13 protein-coding genes are annotated in these 16,239 nt (G+C 62.8%); 11 read left to right on the top strand and 2 right to left on the bottom strand.

Annotated features, from left to right (window positions below; translation table 11 throughout):
• Nucleotides 1-193: 193 nt before the first annotated feature.
• From I1A62_RS05200 to I1A62_RS05240, 9 genes are all read left to right on the top strand, one after another.
• Nucleotides 194-1,060 (top strand): hypothetical protein, encoded by an 867-nt coding sequence (locus I1A62_RS05200; RefSeq protein ID WP_219454575.1) that lies wholly within the window; start codon nucleotides 194-196, stop codon nucleotides 1,058-1,060.
• 41 nt (nucleotides 1,061-1,101) lie between these two features.
• A complete protein-coding gene (locus tag I1A62_RS05205) occupies nucleotides 1,102-1,482 on the top strand; it encodes a Zn-ribbon domain-containing OB-fold protein (RefSeq protein ID WP_257890462.1) in 381 nt (126 codons plus the stop codon).
• A complete protein-coding gene (locus I1A62_RS05210; protein ID WP_219454578.1) occupies nucleotides 1,479-3,020 on the top strand; it encodes a class I adenylate-forming enzyme family protein in 1,542 nt (513 codons plus the stop codon). Before I1A62_RS05205 ends, I1A62_RS05210 begins: the two co-directional genes overlap by 4 nt.
• On the top strand, nucleotides 3,017-4,192 hold the full coding sequence (locus I1A62_RS05215) for a thiolase family protein (RefSeq protein ID WP_219454580.1): 1,176 nt from the start codon (nucleotides 3,017-3,019) through the stop codon (nucleotides 4,190-4,192). The genes I1A62_RS05210 and I1A62_RS05215 overlap by 4 nt, the downstream gene beginning before the upstream one ends.
• Before the next feature lie 59 nt (nucleotides 4,193-4,251).
• On the top strand, nucleotides 4,252-5,034 hold the full coding sequence (locus I1A62_RS05220) for an enoyl-CoA hydratase/isomerase family protein (RefSeq protein ID WP_219454582.1): 783 nt from the start codon (nucleotides 4,252-4,254) through the stop codon (nucleotides 5,032-5,034).
• A 232-nt stretch (nucleotides 5,035-5,266) separates the two neighbouring features.
• On the top strand, nucleotides 5,267-6,577 hold the full coding sequence (locus I1A62_RS05225) for an MFS transporter (RefSeq protein WP_219454584.1): 1,311 nt from the start codon (nucleotides 5,267-5,269) through the stop codon (nucleotides 6,575-6,577).
• 143 nt (nucleotides 6,578-6,720) lie between these two features.
• Nucleotides 6,721-7,386, top strand: a complete 666-nt coding sequence (locus I1A62_RS05230; protein ID WP_219454586.1) for a cysteine hydrolase family protein — start codon at nucleotides 6,721-6,723, stop codon at nucleotides 7,384-7,386.
• 427 nt (nucleotides 7,387-7,813) lie between these two features.
• Nucleotides 7,814-9,289, top strand: coding sequence for an MFS transporter (locus I1A62_RS05235; RefSeq protein ID WP_219455126.1), 1,476 nt, complete (start codon nucleotides 7,814-7,816; stop codon nucleotides 9,287-9,289).
• Entirely contained in the window at nucleotides 9,286-9,954 is a 669-nt protein-coding gene (locus tag I1A62_RS05240) for a TetR/AcrR family transcriptional regulator (protein WP_219454588.1), read from the top strand. Before I1A62_RS05235 ends, I1A62_RS05240 begins: the two co-directional genes overlap by 4 nt.
• Before the next feature lie 384 nt (nucleotides 9,955-10,338).
• Here the strand turns inward: I1A62_RS05240 and I1A62_RS05245 are convergent, their stop codons facing one another.
• On the bottom strand, nucleotides 10,339-10,965 hold the full coding sequence (locus I1A62_RS05245) for a carboxymuconolactone decarboxylase family protein (protein ID WP_219454589.1): 627 nt from the start codon (nucleotides 10,963-10,965) through the stop codon (nucleotides 10,339-10,341).
• Between the two features lie 258 nt (nucleotides 10,966-11,223).
• A complete protein-coding gene (locus I1A62_RS05250; RefSeq protein ID WP_219454591.1) occupies nucleotides 11,224-12,588 on the bottom strand; it encodes an MFS transporter in 1,365 nt (454 codons plus the stop codon).
• Nucleotides 12,589-13,567: 979 nt separating this feature from the next.
• On the opposite strand from I1A62_RS05250, the gene I1A62_RS05255 reads away from it, so the two are divergent.
• Nucleotides 13,568-14,785: a cytochrome P450 gene (locus tag I1A62_RS05255; RefSeq protein ID WP_219454593.1), complete on the top strand. Its 1,218-nt coding sequence runs from the start codon at nucleotides 13,568-13,570 to the stop codon at nucleotides 14,783-14,785.
• On the top strand, nucleotides 14,782-15,900 hold the full coding sequence (locus I1A62_RS05260; RefSeq protein WP_219454595.1) for a Zn-dependent alcohol dehydrogenase: 1,119 nt from the start codon (nucleotides 14,782-14,784) through the stop codon (nucleotides 15,898-15,900). Before I1A62_RS05255 ends, I1A62_RS05260 begins: the two co-directional genes overlap by 4 nt.
• The last annotated feature ends 339 nt before the right edge of the window (nucleotides 15,901-16,239 follow it).

The following is a 16,239-nucleotide window of genomic DNA, read 5'->3' on the forward strand; positions in this document are numbered from 1 at the left end:
AATTAATATAAGCATGATTAGTGTTGCCGGTCGAGACTCGGGCCGAAGCCCTTGGCTGATCGGCGTCCTGCCCGCGCCCTGCAGGGCGCGGGCGGGGAATCTGTTTGCGGAAGCCCCTTCTCAAGAGCGTTTAAATATGCCTATGATATCACCACATATTGATTCACGTGTGTGACGAGCAAGGAGAACTGACGTGGGCGAGACCCTGCTGGAGCGGGAAAAAGACCATCCCCAGGAAGTGGTTGCCGAGCGTGACGGGCGCCGGATCATCATCATGGACTCCGCCCGCTGGGTAGATGAGCGGAACACAGATCGGGATGTCGTCCTACCGGCGTCGTACATCGGTGTCCTTCCCGCCCGCATGTGTGCCATCCACCGACCCCGCGGGGTCATCGGGCACGACGCCTGTGTCGGCAAGGACGGGGCCGGGATCGCCGGGCTCTGGTACCTGGAGGCACTGGGTATTCCTGCTGCGACCGCGGACGGGATGACCGTGGAGATGGGCAACGGACGCGATCTCTACGACAACGGTCTGATTTCTCATGTGAACTACCACGCCGAATGCTTGGGCGTGTCGGTCGGGATGCCCGTTCGCCAGGCCGCCGAACTGTTGCGGGACAAGGAATTGACCGACACCACCGTGGGGAACAAAATTCGGCGGGAAGTCGTCGAGGAGCTCGAGGACGGCCGAAGGATCGTCGTCACCGACTCCATCGTCTGGGCGTTGCCGGAGGACGCCGGCCGCAGCGTCATGGTGACCGCGGGCCACACAGGGCGCAGTGGCGCGAAGTTCCTGCTCGAAGCCGATCCGTGGGCCTTCATCTGCCACGACGGAGGCATGTCGAAGAACGAGTCCGGCATCGTCGGCCTGCGCACCGCCGAGGACGCCGGACTGGCCGGTGCGTGCATCGACGGCCGGACGGCACCGATCGGGGACGCGTTCCGCGGCTACCACGAAGGGTCGATCAGCGTCTGCAACGGACCCGCCCGCGACCGTGGTGTCACCATCGGCATGTCCGTCGCGGAAGCCGCTCATCTGCTCCTCGTCGGTGGCCGATGATCGAGGTGCACCATGCGCGGCCGCTTCCCACGCCTGGCGAATTGACAGCACCGTTCTGGGCGGCCGCTCGTGAGCGCCACCTGGTCCGTCCCGTCTGCGACGACTGCTCGCGCAGCTTCTTCACACCCCAGCTGATCTGCCCCCACTGCCTCGGCGAGAAGTGGAGTTACCAGACCAGCACCGGCCGCGGAATTGTGTACAGCAGCACGGTCGTTCATCGATCGCCGTCCCCGGCGCTGCCGGCCCCGTACGAGTTGGCGATCGTCGAGATGGACGAGGGATGGCAACTGCTCACCAACATCGTCACCACAGGGAACGAGCCGACGCCGATCGGCGCACGCGTGGAAGTGACCTTCGTCGACATCGATGAGAACTGGACCTTCCCCGCCTTCCATACCATCGACACAGAGGAGCCGCGATGAACATCGGACTCGCCTTCAGTAGAAACGCCCGCCGGGAACCCGACGCCCTGGCCTGCTTCGCCGGCACCCGGTCACGCACCTGGGCGCAGGTCAACGACCGCGCCAACCGCCTGGCCAATCTCCTGATCGACCGCTACGGAGTGGCCCGCGGCGATCGCGTCGCCGTGCTGGTCGCCAACCGCATGGAGGTGCTCGAACTCGTCGGCGGCTGCGCCAAGGCGGGCGCCGTCTACGTCGGCCTGAACTTCCGGCTGGGTGAGCCCGAATACGCCGACATCTTCACCAACTGCGATCCCAAAGTCATTCTCGCCGACTCCGAGCTGGCACCGATGGCCCGGCGGCTCACCGACGGCACCGACACCGTCGTACTCGATATCGACGATCCGACCCAGTACGAGACCCAGTTGAGCGCCTCGTCAGAGACCACACCGGCGCTCGAGCGGCAGGTGGGCCCGGACGACGACTTCTGCATCGTGTACTCGAGCGGCACGACCGGACGACCGAAGGGCATCCTCTTCAGCGTCGGCGCCACCCTGCAGCACGCCGCGGTGGCCGCGGTCGAATACGAACTCACCCCGCAGACGCGGTGGATGATCACCATCCCGCACAACTCCAGCATGCAGATCACCCTTGCGCCGCTGACGCTGCTCGGCGGCGCGATCGGATTCTCGGACTCCCGTGGATTCAAGCCCGAACGGTTCGTCGAGGACGTGCAGTCGAACGCGGTCACCCACACCTTCCTGGTACCCACCATGCTGATCAGACTCCTCGAATCCGAGTACGGCCCCGACACCATTCCGACCCTGCAGACGATCGGCTACGGATCCGCGCCGATCGCCCCGGACCGGGTGGCAGCCCTCGTCGAGCGGTTCGGACCGATCTTCGTGCAGTTGTACGGCATGGCGGAGATCGCCTCGATCGGCACCATGCTCCGTAAGAGTGACCACGCCCTCGCGGCAGCTGGACATCCGGAACTGTTCTCCACCTGCGGCAAAGAGTCGATGGCCGTGATGGTGCGCCTGATCGACGACACCGGAGCCGACGTCCCCCCGGGGGAGCGCGGCGAGATCGTGTTCGGCACCCCGTACACAATGGTCGGCTACTACCGCGAACCCGAGCGCACCGCGGAGGTGCTCCTGGACGGGTGGATGCATTCCGGTGACATCGGACAATGGACCTCCGACGGCTATCTGAAGATCGTGGGCCGGAAGAAGGACCTCATCATCCGCGGCGGATTCAACATCGCGCCCACCGAGATCGAGAACGTGCTGACCCTGCACGAGCAGGTCCGCGAGGCCGCCGTCGTCGGCCTCGACGACCCCGAATGGGGTGAGGCGATCGCCGCGGTCGTCGTCGTTAGCGGCCCACAATCCCCCTCGGTCGAGGAACTCAGGCAATGGTGCCGCGCGCAGGGCCTGCCGAGTATCAAGGTCCCCGAACGCATCGAGGTGTGGGACGAGCTCCCCCGCAATGCGGTCGGAAAGATCACGAAAGCCCAAGTGCGGGAGAAGTTGGCGTCCCCGGCCGGCGTGTCATGACAACCCACCACCCCTTTCACGACATCGCCGTCGTCGGCGTCGGGATGACCCAGCAGGCCCGGCGTCTCGAGATGAACTCGCTGACCGCCAGCGTGCACGCCGCCAAGGCGGCCCTCGCCGACGCCGGCATCGACCGGACCGAGGTCGACGGCATCTGCGCCCGCTGGCCAGGCCCTGGTGGCACCGTCTTCCAGCCCGGATCGGCGGACTGGGCAGGGCTGCTGGGAATCCCGGTGCGCTGGATCGGCGACACCTACCCACAGGGAGTGCCCGCGGTCCTCGACGCCGCCGCCGCGATCGCGACCGGCCAATGCCACACGGTGCTGATCACCGGCGGCCAAGCCGGGGTGATGAGCGCCGAAGCCGGCCGGGTCGCCTCCTACACTCGACCTGCGAACGAATTCGTCGAACCCTTCGGATCGTTCACCACCGCCCAGTTCGCGCTCGTCGCCCAGCGCTACCTGCACGAGTACCCGCATGCCCGCGACGCGATGGCCGAAGTCGCCGCCACCATCCGCAACACCGGATCAGCCAATCCCGATGCCGTGATGGCCGGGCGCGGCCCGTACACCGCCGAGGACGTCCTCGCCGCACCCAAGCTCGTCGATCCCTTCACCCGACTGGAAGTATGCCTGGCCAACGAAGGCGCCGCCGCACTGGTCGTGACATCGATGGATCGGGCCCGCGACCTTCCGTCCACACCGGTCCGCATCCTCGGCGGCGGCGCCGAATGGATGCGCCAGCAGTATGTCGACCCACCCCGGTACGACGACGTCTGGATGATCGGAGCCGACGCCTCACGCCGCGCCTACCACGCCGCCGGCCTCGAACCACAAGATCTCGACTTCGTCCAGTTGTACGACGTCAACTCCGCCGAAGTCCTCCGGCAATACGAAGCCCTCGGCTTCTGCAAACAAGGTGACGGCGGACCGTTCGCGTTCGACACCGGAATCGGAATCGACGGAGGACTACCCACCTGCACCGACGGCGGTGTTATGTCCTTCAGTCACATTGGTTGGGGTGCACCGACCTTGAAGATCATCGAGGCCGTCCGGCAAATCCGCGGACACGGTGGCAACAGACAAGTATCCGGTGCTCGAACGGGCCTGGTCGCCGGTGCCGGATCCGGCGCCCAGTACTACAACGTCCTCGTCCTCGGAGCCGCGGACTGACCGAGTCATCGCGGACCGGCCCGCCGAGGTCGCCGGCCGCGCACACCGAAGGAACCACCATGGCAGACATCGAATACGAAGTGACAGAACACATCGCCACCATCCGGCTCAACCGGCCACGGCGGAAGAATGCCTTCACCTTGGAAATGATCGACACCTGGGCGAACGCGCTGATCGAGGCCGAACACGACCCGAACGTGCGTGTCGTCGTCCTGACCGGTGCCGGCGGATCATTCTGCTCGGGTGTCGATCTCGCGGTGCTCGACAGCATCGAACCAACACCCCTCGGCGCCAAGAACCTTCTGACCCAGCACGTGCACCGGGTCGCCCACGCTGCTGAGGCGCTCAGCAAGCCCTACCTGGCCGCAGTCTCCGGGGACGCGTTCGGTGCAGGGATGGACATGGCGCTGCTCGCCGATATCCGGCTGGCGTCCGAGTCCGCCCGGTTCTCCCAGGCATACATCCGGGTGGGCCTCGTCCCCGGCGACGGGGGCTGTTACCTTCTGCCCCGTCTCGTCGGCACCGCCACCGCCCTGCAGCTGATGTGGACCGGGAAGGTCGTCGGGGCGCAGGAAGCGTTCTCCCTGGGACTGGTCAGTGCCGTCCACCCCGACGACCAGTTGGACGAGGCGATACGTGCGTTGGCCACCGAAATCGCTCGTCAGCCTCCGGTGGCGGTGCAGATGATCAAGCGCAGCGCGAGACTGGGTGAGAAGCACGACCTCCGAACGGCTCTCGACCTCATTTCCTCCCATCACGCCGTCGTCATGTCGACCGAAGATTCTCGCGAGGCCCGCCGCGCCCTGGCCGAGAAGCGCCCGGCGCACTTCGTCGGAAGCTGACCGGCTACGGACAATTGACAACACGGGTAGGGGCAGAGCGCAACGCTCTGCCCCTACCCGTATGTGACTGATGGGCATCGTGTTACCACTCGATGGCACGATTTTTCTCAGTGTTGACAACTGGGGTCGCCGCAAGTAAAGATGCATATGTTATCCGTAGTAATCTGGATCACAGTCGGTCATTGGGAACACCGAACACCCTGAGCGCGGAACCCCCGCAGGAGGTTGGACATTGTCCGTCCAAGGCAGTCGTACTCTTCCGAGTGCGTCTCGGATCGAGTCCCGCAAGAAACGCAAGGCACTGATAGCGGGATCCGTCGGCAATACGGTCGAATGGATCGACTGGGCGCTCTACAGTGCGCTGGCCCCGGTATTCGCGACCCAGTTCTTCCCGCCCGGCGCACCTGCTGCAGGCCTGCTCGCGACGCTTGCCGTCTTCGCGGTCGGTTTCGTGATGCGCCCGGTCGGTGGTGCCGTCATCGGAGCCTTCACTGATCGCTACGGCCGTAAGAAGGGGTTGACGCTGACCATCGTGATGATGGCGGGCTGCGCCTTCGTCATCGCGTTGTGCCCGACCTACGACCAGATCGGGGTCGTGGCACCGATCGTGCTGTTGTTGGCTCGCCTGGTCCAGGGATTCTCTGCTGGAGGTGAATTCGGCTCGTCCTCGGCACTGCTCGTCGAATCCGCGACCGGGAAGCGCCGCGCCTTCGCGGGATCGTGGCAACAGGTTTCAGGAGGACTGGGTGTATTGATCGCCGCCGTGCTCGCTCTGGTTCTGACGTCCGCGCTGGAACCGGAGGCCATGTCGGCGTGGGGTTGGCGGGCCGCCTTTATCGTGGGCGGACTTCTGGGCCTAGTGGGTCTGTGGCTGCGTGTCGGTCTGGACGAGACCGACAGCTTCCGAAACGCGCAAGAGGCGGGCCGCATACCGCGGAATCCTCTGACCGAAGTCTTCCGAAAGCACCCCCGCGCGGTGCTCCGCGTGATCGGGATGGCGGCCGCCGGCGTGCTGATCTACTACGTCTGGATCAACTACATGCCGGGCTACGTCAGCGCGGTGATCGGCACGATGACACTGCAGACCGCGCTGGTGGCGAACACGATCGCGCTGGCCTACTTTCTGTGTCTGCTGCCGTTCGTCGGAATCCTCGCAGACCGCGTCGGGCGCAAACCGGTGATGTTGACTTTCGCAGCCGGTTTCCTGGTCTTCGCGTATCCGGCGTTCCGGCTGCTCGAGACCGGCGGCTTCTGGACACTGTTCGCCGTGGAGATCGTGGGCGTCACACTGCTGGCCGGCTATGCCGGGCTCATCGCGACGGTCATGGCTGAGCAGTTCCCCGCCGAGGTGCGCACCACCGGGATCGGCTTCCCCTACGCCATCGCGGTGGCTGTCTTCGGCGGAACGGCCCCCTACATCACGACCTTGTTGGCCACCAGCGGCCTGCAGGACTGGGTATGGCTCTATGTCGCCGCGGCGGCACTGGTGGGCGTGGTCGTGTACGCACGGATGCCGGAAACCCGGGACCGCGTCCTGACGTAGACGGCCGCCCCGTTCCACGCTCCGGTGAGCTCTATGACGGTCCGCTCGCGAGTTGTCGGGCTGCACCGACGCGCAGAAAGCAAAGTACCTGCTGACGCAAAGACGTGTCGGGCAACGCAAACGAAAAATTAAAGGAGTTTGACATGCACAAGGTTTCTATACCTTCTTCCGCAGTTGAGCGTGGCAACCTGATGGGATTGGAAAAGTCAATCGATCCCGCAAAAACGGCTGTCATTGCGATCGATTTTCAGCGTTTCTTCATCGATGAAGGCCAACCGATGGCTAATGAACATGCGCTGGACATTCTGGAAAACGCGAATCGAGTCAACGCTGCAGTTCGCCGTACCGGTGGTCTCGTGGTTTTCACGCAGCATTCCATCGCCGGGATTGACGCAGAGCCTGTACCGACTGAACCGGGTGACGACGTTGAGGCGGCGCTTCGGCCTGGAAGCCCGTCATATGAGATTCATCCGGCAATCGAGCAGCTTCCGGGGGACGTCAACGTAGTCAAAGTGCAGTCAAGTCCGCTCCATCCGATGGCCGGGACCAAGCTCAACGAGATCCTTTCCGAACACGACATCGAAACCGTTATTATCACGGGCCTGGTCACCAATGGGTGCTGTGAGTGCACGGCCCGCGATGCTTTTCAGTATGGCTTCAATGTCGTAATGGCTACAGATGCAACGGCTGCGATGACCGACGAGGAACATAATGCAGCACTGCTCAATCTCGCGATCTACTATTCGCAGGTTTTGAGTACTGAAGAAATTGAGCATGCGCTGGCATCGTCGCCGGCAGAGGTCCTGTAATCCTGACGGCCGAGACATTAGCGATCCCCCGAACGCAGTGACCAGGACCGGGCGAGGGTCGACAGCCGGCATTCGACAAGGGCCGCTACCGCGAACGCAACACCGTCGAGGTGGTTTCGGGGGTCTCGAGCAGTGGCGCACATCGCCACTCAATACGACAAGTACGCCACCACCTCCCTCGGTGGCGTACTTCGCTGTGTTCGCCATCCACCACCATTGTCAGCACATTGCAGACACGCTCTGCTCCGGTCGCGACGAGCAGATTCCGTGGTGCCTAAGACGATGGTATGGGTGGCGGCGTCGGGCACCCTATCTCTCAATTGCCAGGAGTCGAGGGGCGTTCTCCGAGAGACTCGGCGCGGTGGGCGCTTCGAATGATAGATTCCTCGACAAGCGGAGTGAATGCTCCGCTTTGTTGGGAGTATTTATGAAAACCGCCTCGACGCGGACGCACCACCAGCTGACCTTTGCCGTTCTCACGCTCGGTGTCGGCGCCTTTGCCCTCCTACAGTCACTCGTCATGCCGGTGCTGCCCACCCTCGAGTCGGGGCTGGGCACGACACAGACCGCCATCACCTGGGTATTGACCGCCTACCTGTTGTCGGCCTCGATCTTCACGCCGGTCATGGGACGACTCGGTGACATGCACGGGAAGAAGCGTGTGTTCGTCGTTGCACTCGTCGCACTGGCGGCAGGATCGCTACTCGCAGCCCTTGCCACCTCGCTGCCGGTGATGATCGCGGCGCGGGTGATCCAGGGCATTGGAGGCGGGGTGCTGCCCTTGGCGTTCGGCATCATCCGCGACGAATTTCCCGAGGACAAGGTGGTTGGCGCCGTGGGAATCATCGCCGCCCTCACCGCGGTCGGCGCGGGTCTCGGCATCGTCCTTGCTGGTCCCATTGTCGCCGTGCTGAGTTATCACTGGCTCTTCTGGATCCCGATGATCATGGTCGTCTTGGCAGGGGTGGCCGCGCAGATCCTGGTCCCCGAGTCCCGCGTCCGAACTGCCGGAAAAATAAACTGGCTCACCGCATTACTGCTGTCCGGGTGGCTCGTCGCGCTACTGCTCGGTGTGAGCGAGGCCCCGACCTGGGGGTGGGGTTCACCGATCGTCGTCGCGCTGCTGGTAGCCGCGGCCGTGCTGGTGGTGACCTGGGTGGTCGTCGAAGCGCGATCTGCCAACCCGCTGATCGACATGACAATGATGCGCATCCGAAGCGTGTGGGCCGCGAACCTGCTGGCGCTGCTGATGGGGGTCGGCATGTACGCCGCATTCGGCTTCCTCCCGCAGTTTCTGCAGACACCGATGTCCGCCGGCTACGGTTTCGGTGCTTCGGTCACCGAGTCGGGGCTGATGCTGCTGCCCGTGAGCGCGGGAATGTTCCTGCTCGGACTCACCTCCGGCCGCCTCGCGGCTCGATTGGGTTCGAAGAACCTCCTGATCGCAGGGTCGCTCGTGAGTGCGCTCGGGTATTTCGTGGTGGCGTCTCGGCATGAGACCGAGTTGGACATTTACCTCGCCATGGCGTTGGTCGGGATCGGCTTCGGCCTTGCCTTCTCGGCGATGTCCAATGTTGTCGTCGCTTCTGTGTCCGCGGAACAAACTGGTGTCGCGAGCGGTATGAACGCCAACATCCGCACGATCGGCGGCGCGCTGGGCGCCGCAATCATGGCCAGCGTCGTCACCTCAGGAGCGTCCCCATCGGGGATTCCGCAGGAATCCGGCTACACCCACGGATTCCTCATGCTGGGCGTCGCAGTCGGCCTCGGCGCCGTCGCGGCCTTGTTCATCCCGGCGATGAAGCGGGACCAGTCCACGCATCTCGAAGAGTCGACCGAGCTGCGGCACCCGGAACTCGCGATGGTCGCAGGCGGCACACTGGTGGGCGACGAATCCGAATGAGGACCGACGCGAGCAAACAGGCAGACGGTAAGGTACTGCGCCGCGACGCCGCGGAGAACCGGCAACGGCTACTCGACGCGGCAGCGACCGTGTTCAGCGAGCGTGGCTTGGACGTGGGTGTCGACGAGATCGCCCGGGTCGCCGGTGTCGGCATCGGCACCCTCTACCGCCGATTCCCCACCAAGGACGCACTGGTCAGCGAGCTCGTCCGACAAGTCCTCCAGGAGTTCGTGGCCCTCGCCCACGAGGCGTCCTCCGCGCCGAACGGGGAAGGCCTCGAGCAGGTGCTCTACGGCACCGGTGCCATCCTCGCATCGAACCGGGGATGCCTGTCTCGCATGTGGAACGACGACGAGACCACGAGTCTGCGGGACGAGTATCGATGGATTCTGTTCGAACTCCTGGCCCGAGCCAAACAGCACGGCCGCATCCGGGAGGATGCCACCGACGCCGACCTGGACCTGATCTTCTGGTCCGTTCGGGGCGTCGTCACGACGACACGCGGCGTCACCGACACCGGTTGGCGTCGGATCATGGCCATCATGATCGCGGGACTTCGCCCCGGCGCGGATGATCTCGACGCGGACCCGATGAGCGCCCACCACCTTACCGAGATCATGGACCGCTTCAGACACAGTGAAGATCAGCCGCCGAACCGAGATTGAGGTGCCGGTGCGTCGGCAGTCCGACGACGAGCCGCGGTTCAGGCCGTAACGGCGCCCGTGTCCGCGGAGGCCCCGCCGGCCGGATGGCTCGGTCGGCAAAAATGTTCCCCGCTGGCGAGAGCGCCGAACGAAAGATCCTCGGTGGTCGGAGTCAACCGCCTGGACGGGTGGACGGCTACGATCACAGTCGACCTGGCCGTCATTCTTCCTGGGATGTGTTCATCAGCGCACTGCCCGAAAGCGGCCCGCAACCTCTGTCGGGAGGTTGCGGGCTCGCCCGTCCAGCGCATGCGTTGTCCACGAACTGCCGACCGTTGCGCACCAAGTACTTCCGGAAGATTCTGCGATGTTGGTCGGCTGAGTCGACTTGTGTAGCCTCCGACGTCAGTTGTCTGTACGCGATTGAATTATTCCGTCCGCAGCGGGCAACCAGGAAGCCACGCCTGCGAATGGAAGTGCAGTCAAACAGGATTCGACCAACTCTGATTCCGTCGCACCGGACCGTCGCGCACCACGGGCGTGGATCATGACAAATCGGGTTTGATACTCGGCTGCGTTGACGGCACACAGCAGCAATTCCATGTACTTGCTTGGCATCGCCGTTCCGGCGAGCGCAACCTTGCGCATGAGTGTGTACCCTTCCAGGGCCTTCGGGGCGGCGTTCGCAAGAAGCTCGATGTAGTCCGGGATGAACCCGAAGTACTTTTCGAAGTATGCCTTGGAGGCGTCGATGTCCAGGTCGTCTACGTCGGTGCCGTCGTCGCCGGGGCTCACCTCGACAGCATCGCCGTAGTGAGCTGCGATGCTCTCCGTGAGGAGCTGATGGGGGACTACGCCTCGCGAGATTAGGACGCCTACGGCGGCGCTCTCGGCCTGGTCTCGGGGAAGTCCGCTCTCGCGGGCAATCCGCAAGTAATGAGCCACAAGGTCCCGGTCGCGCTTAACCGCTGCGATGGTCGCAATGAACAGCATCTTGTACGGTTTCGGCACCGCCCCGTCTTCGGCGATCACGTCTCCGATCCGTGCGATTCCCTCGGCGAATTCGGGATGTCGTGTCGACAGTGCGGGCACCCAGTCCGCTGCCGGAAGCCACGACGTTGCGCGATCGAAACCCACGATTGCAAGATTATCCATTGTTGTTGCACCACTTTCTATCTCTTGGTCAAGATACGCGGTCGTACGGCCGCGACCAAGCGTTGGGCGGCTTCGTACGAAGCCGTCGGACACGTCGCGGGTTCGGCTCATGTAGTGGAGCCGGACCCGCCTCACTCAACCGCGTACAGCAGAAGATTCCCGCACGTCACCATCGAACGCGCCATCTGAATTGGAGCTCAGATACTTGGGGAGCCGCGTTATCCACAGCGATCCGGCGACGGTCAGAACCCCGCCACCAAGGAAGGTCAGCGCGAGGGGCATCGACGAACCATCGAGCTGTGCCACCCACGCGAGTGTTGGAATGGGAAGGACCGCACCACCGATGATGCTGGCCACCGCGAAGGACAAGGACACGCCCAGGTACCGGACTCGCACCGGAAAGTTCTCACTCATCGTGGCTCCGATGACGCCATTGGTCAGACCGTAATTGACCAGTCCTATGGTCATGGCCACCCAAAGAAGGACTGGGTTTCCAGATGTAATGAGCGCGTATCCAGGAAATGCCCACCCCACCGAGAGTGCTCCGGCAAGCAGCAGGACCTTTTCCTTCCCTATCTTCTTGCCGAGATACGCGGATCCCACCGTGACCGGAACAACGGCGATCGTCGCGATCACCATACCGATCTGGACATCGGTCGCCGAGACGCCATCGACGTAGCGGGGTACGTACGCGAGAAGTCCGGTGCAGAAGAACAGCACTGCAATTGCCGCTGCCTGCCAGACCAAGATCATCGCAAGAATCGGGCGCCAACCCTCACGGAGAGTCGCGCCCAGTCCAGCGCGTTGGTTCTCGTCAGAGGGGTTATCCAACGCATGCTGGAACTCTGGAGTCTCTTCGATCCGAGTACGGATGAACAACCCGATGATGATCAGGACGGCACCCAGAAGGAATGGGACGCGCCATCCCCAGGACGCGAACAGTTCCGGTCCGACGGCATTGCTGATGATCAGTAACGATGCGGCCGCGAGACCAACGCCTAGCGTCGCACCCACCTGGGGGAGTGCGCCGAGGAGCGTCTTCTTCTCGGGCGGGGCATGCTCGACAGCGATAAGTATTGCCCCGCCCCACTCCCCGCCGTATGCGAGACCCTGAATAAGGCGGACGCTGATGAGCAGGATGGGCGCGAGAGCGCCGATGGTGCTGTAGGTAGGCATTAACCCCAAGGAGAGAGTTGAAAAGCCCATCAATCCCAGAGTGGAAATCAGTCCGACTCGTCTCCCGAATCTGTCCCCTACCCACCCGAACAACACCGCCCCGACGGGTCTGGCGACGAAGGCAACTCCCTGCGTAGAGATCGCAACCAACGTACCGATCCAGGGCTCTTCGCCGGGAAAGAAAAGAGGGCCGAAAACGAGGGCAGCAATGAAGGAATAGACAATGAAATCAAAGATCTCAATGAGATTCCCTATCGTCGACGCAATCGCAATCTTACGCAGCGACGCCGGAGAAGAATATTTGATACCTGAATCATGAAGCACTGACTCGCCTTTCTTGCTTCGCGGTAGGAGATTTGGCCGGACCGTCCACTCCGTGCCCGGTACGCCATCGCAATCGGAGAACATCGGGCACACAGATTCCGGATCCAGCCCAGCGGGAGACGGGGAAAAATCGACCGGTGATCATCTCCGCGTCGCCGCCGGTCAGGAAGACATCAGCGGTGGAAATGTCATCGACGGAGGCATCACCGCCGGCGCCGCTGAACATGGAGGTTCGCAGAGGACTGCTCGAATGTGTCGTCGGGGATAGGGCCGTCGCTTCAGAGCGCCGCCGCCCCGCCTCTTGGAGGTCTGGCATGTAGTTCCTCGGTTCCGTTGGCTGTTGTCAGAAGAAGAATCGATGTCAAACGAGCGTCGGCATCCCGGCCGGCCGGATGCCAGGCGCGCCATACCAGGCGTGAATCCGTCGACGAACCGAGATCCTCACGCAATCCAGTCAGCCCATCTAATCTGCATATAATTACGCTATTTTGTCGGGCTGTCAACAGTCAGAGTTCACGCGGTCCCACTCTCCGACGACCTATGTGCCGGCGGGTTCGGCGCCTTGGCTTACCTGGGACGCGATCTTCGACCTCGGGACCTGTTCGGCGAACGTAACTTCACCGACGATCGCGCCCACCTTCACTCTGGGAGGTGCTGGCCATATCCGAGGAACCCACGCCGACGGGGTATTTCCGATTCGACGGGAAGCTAGCCGCGTGGACGTTCGAGCAGATGCCTACGGGTTGGTCCTACCGCTGTGCCAGCGCCGACTTCTCTATCTGATAGGTGCTGATAGGTGCCGAGGTCGAACACTGATCTTAAGTCGCGCTTGCCTAAATAATATGATTATGGTTACGCTACTTCTTGAAAGTGTCGTTCATCACAGACCCGCAAGACGGCCAGCGCGATCCGGCCCGGGCCTCAGTCGTCGGGGCCTCGCAAACCACTCTGTTCCTGAAGCGCCAATCGAAGAGGAAAAATGAGCACTGAACCGTTACGCCGAAGGCTTGACACCGACTTCGACCTCAATGATCCGGAAATCAACGAACGCTGGGACGACGTGATTTCGGCGATGCACAAGGGAGGATGCCCCGTTGCCCGCAGCGAGGTTGGCGAGGGCTACTGGGTCCTCCACCGGCATGAAGATGTCGCCAACGCAGTAAAAGACTGGGAGACGTTCTCCGCATCGGACGGCTTCATGGTCAACCGGCCTGCAGAGATGCCGTACTTCGCGCCGGGCGAATCCGATCCACCCCTGCACACCGAACTTCGCGCCGCTCTCGAACCCTTCCTTCGCCCCCGGGCTGTAAAGGTGCTCGAGGACAAGATTCGGGGACATGCCAACAGACTGATCGATACGTTCATCACGCATGGTGAGACTGACGTCGTTGATTTCGCGAATGCTCTTCCACAAGCGGTCTTCTCGGTAGAGATAGCAGGAATGGATCCTGCCGACATGCCATATCTCCTCGAAGTCTTCAGCCTGTCGGGGCCGGCCGAAGAGCGGGCAGAAAACTTCGGCCGCGGCATTGCCAAGATCGACGAGTACCTCCGTCAACGGTCGAAGGAGCCGTCCCGCGGCGACCTGATTGATGCGCTGCTCGCCTTCGAGCACGAAGGATACGAGTGGATGGACAAGGTAGGCACAATGTGCCAGCTCACCATCGGCGGCATCGGCACGACCGGATTCGCCATCACCGGTGGGCTCCACCACCTCGCCACGCATCCAGTTGATCGACAGCGACTCGTCGAAGACCCGTCGCAACTTCCACGCGCAATCGACGAATTTCTCCGCATGTTCATGGGAGCGCCCAATATGGCACGCCGAGCCATGCGAGATGTTGAAGTCGGCGGAACCAAGATTGCGGCGGGCGATCGTGTCTTGATGTCGTTCGGTGCCGCGAGTCGGGATCCGGAGGTCTACGAGCGACCGGACGAGGTCGACCTCCAACGTAAGCCGACCCGCCACTTCGCATTCGGTGGCGGAAATCATCTCTGCATCGGGCAACATCTCGCAAAGTTGATTTTGAGGGTCGCCTATGAGCAGTTCCTGGCCCGAATCCCGGAATTCTCTGTTCCCGAGGGCTTCAAGCCCGAATACGAGACCGCCAACGTTCGCCACATGGTCTCGCTGCCGATCATCTTCGAACCGTCCAACGTGGTTGGGTCCGTCGATTCGAAAGAGGTCGTGTCGTGAAGGCGGCAGTCGTATACGAAGTGGGCAAGCCAGTACAGGTTGTCGACATCAAGACAACTGCTCTGGGTGACAACGACGTTCTCGTGCGGATGGGGGCGGCCGGACTGTGCCATAGCGACGTCTCGGTCCAGACCGGCGCTCTTCCCTGGCCAATCCCGATGGTCCTGGGACATGAGGGGGCGGGGACGGTCGAACAGGTTGGAGCCCGCGTCACTCACGTCGTTCCCGGCGATCACGTTGCGATGTCTGCGGTCTTGAACTGCGGTCGGTGCAGGTACTGCATGAACGGCACACCCACGCTCTGCGCCTGGGGTCGGCCATACATGTTCGAGTCGTTGGCACCTGATGGGCCCGAGCGTGCTACCGACCCGCAGGGCGCGGGTCTGCGTCAGATGTGTTGTGTCGGCACTATCGCCGAGTCGGTCGTGATTCCGGGGAACGCGGCAATCAAGATCCCCAAGGATGTACCTTTTCAGGTCGCTGCAGTGGTCGGGTGTGCCGTCACCACAGGACTCGGGGCAGTTTTTCGTCGAGCAAAGGTGCAGCCCGGCTCGACAGTCGCTGTGGTCGGTTGCGGAGGGGTCGGACTCAATGTCGTCCAAGGTGCGCGTATCGCGGGAGCGTCCAAGATTATCGCTGTCGATCCGGTTCCCTCGAAGCGCGAGTTTGCAGCGAAGTTCGGCGCAACGGATCTCGTCAACCCCTCCGCTGGCGATGTAGTCGAGCAGGTTCTGGCACTCACAGACGGAATTGGCGCCGACTACGTGATCGAGTCGGTGGGATCTACCGAGGTGGTGCAGCAAGCCTGGGAGATGGCAGGGGTTGACGGCACGATCGTGGTGCTCGGCGTTCCTGACCCGTCTGTAAGCGCCAGCTTGAGCGTGCAGGGGATCGCCCTCAGTCAGAAGATTCTGACCGGCGCGTTCTATGGAAGTGCGCGGCCGCAGGAAGATATCCCGAAGTACTTGGAGATGTATCGTTCGGGAGTCCTCAAGATTGACGAGTTGATCACCAACACCTATGCCATCGAGGAAGTCAACGAGGCGATCGAGGACATGCACGCCGGACTAAGTGCCAAGAGTGTGTTTCTCCTGAATCAGGATGGGGTGAGCTAAAGCATCTCTCGAACGCGCTGGGGGCGGCAGTTGTCGGAGTGGCCCGAGTGAACCTCAGCTGGATGACTTGAGCGGAGTCTCGGAGGTACCGACGCAGCCGTCGCCCTGACAGCGAGGATGATGCAGAGTCCGCGGCGGTCGTCCTGATCCCTGCCCTGTCAGGTCTTAGAAGGGATCAGGACGACCGCTGTCGGCCGTCTGAGAAGCGTCCGGATGGTGGGAGGGACCGTGACGTTTCGATGGCTCCACGGTGATTAGGCGAGAGATCAGTGAACGATCCGCCGATTAGCCGGTCGATCGTTGCCCCCTGGTAGCAGGACCAGTCGACCGATCAAACGG

This window comes from Rhodococcus sp. USK10 (assembly GCF_019378875.1).
GTDB classification, from domain to species: Bacteria; Actinomycetota; Actinomycetes; order Mycobacteriales; family Mycobacteriaceae; genus Rhodococcus_F; species Rhodococcus_F pseudokoreensis.

What these genes read in the sequence shown, in the direction of transcription:
- I1A62_RS05215 (WP_219454580.1), top strand. Translation starts at nt 3,017, where the DNA reads ATGACAACCCACCACCCCTTTCACGACATCGCCGTCGTCGGCGTCGGG.
- I1A62_RS05255 (WP_219454593.1), top strand. Translation starts at nt 13,568, where the DNA reads ATGAGCACTGAACCGTTACGCCGAAGGCTTGACACCGACTTCGACCTC.
- I1A62_RS05220 (WP_219454582.1), top strand. Translation starts at nt 4,252, where the DNA reads ATGGCAGACATCGAATACGAAGTGACAGAACACATCGCCACCATCCGG.
- I1A62_RS05240 (WP_219454588.1), top strand. Translation starts at nt 9,286, where the DNA reads ATGAGGACCGACGCGAGCAAACAGGCAGACGGTAAGGTACTGCGCCGC.
- I1A62_RS05230 (WP_219454586.1), top strand. Translation starts at nt 6,721, where the DNA reads ATGCACAAGGTTTCTATACCTTCTTCCGCAGTTGAGCGTGGCAACCTG.
- I1A62_RS05235 (WP_219455126.1), top strand. Translation starts at nt 7,814, where the DNA reads ATGAAAACCGCCTCGACGCGGACGCACCACCAGCTGACCTTTGCCGTT.
- I1A62_RS05210 (WP_219454578.1), top strand. Translation starts at nt 1,479, where the DNA reads ATGAACATCGGACTCGCCTTCAGTAGAAACGCCCGCCGGGAACCCGAC.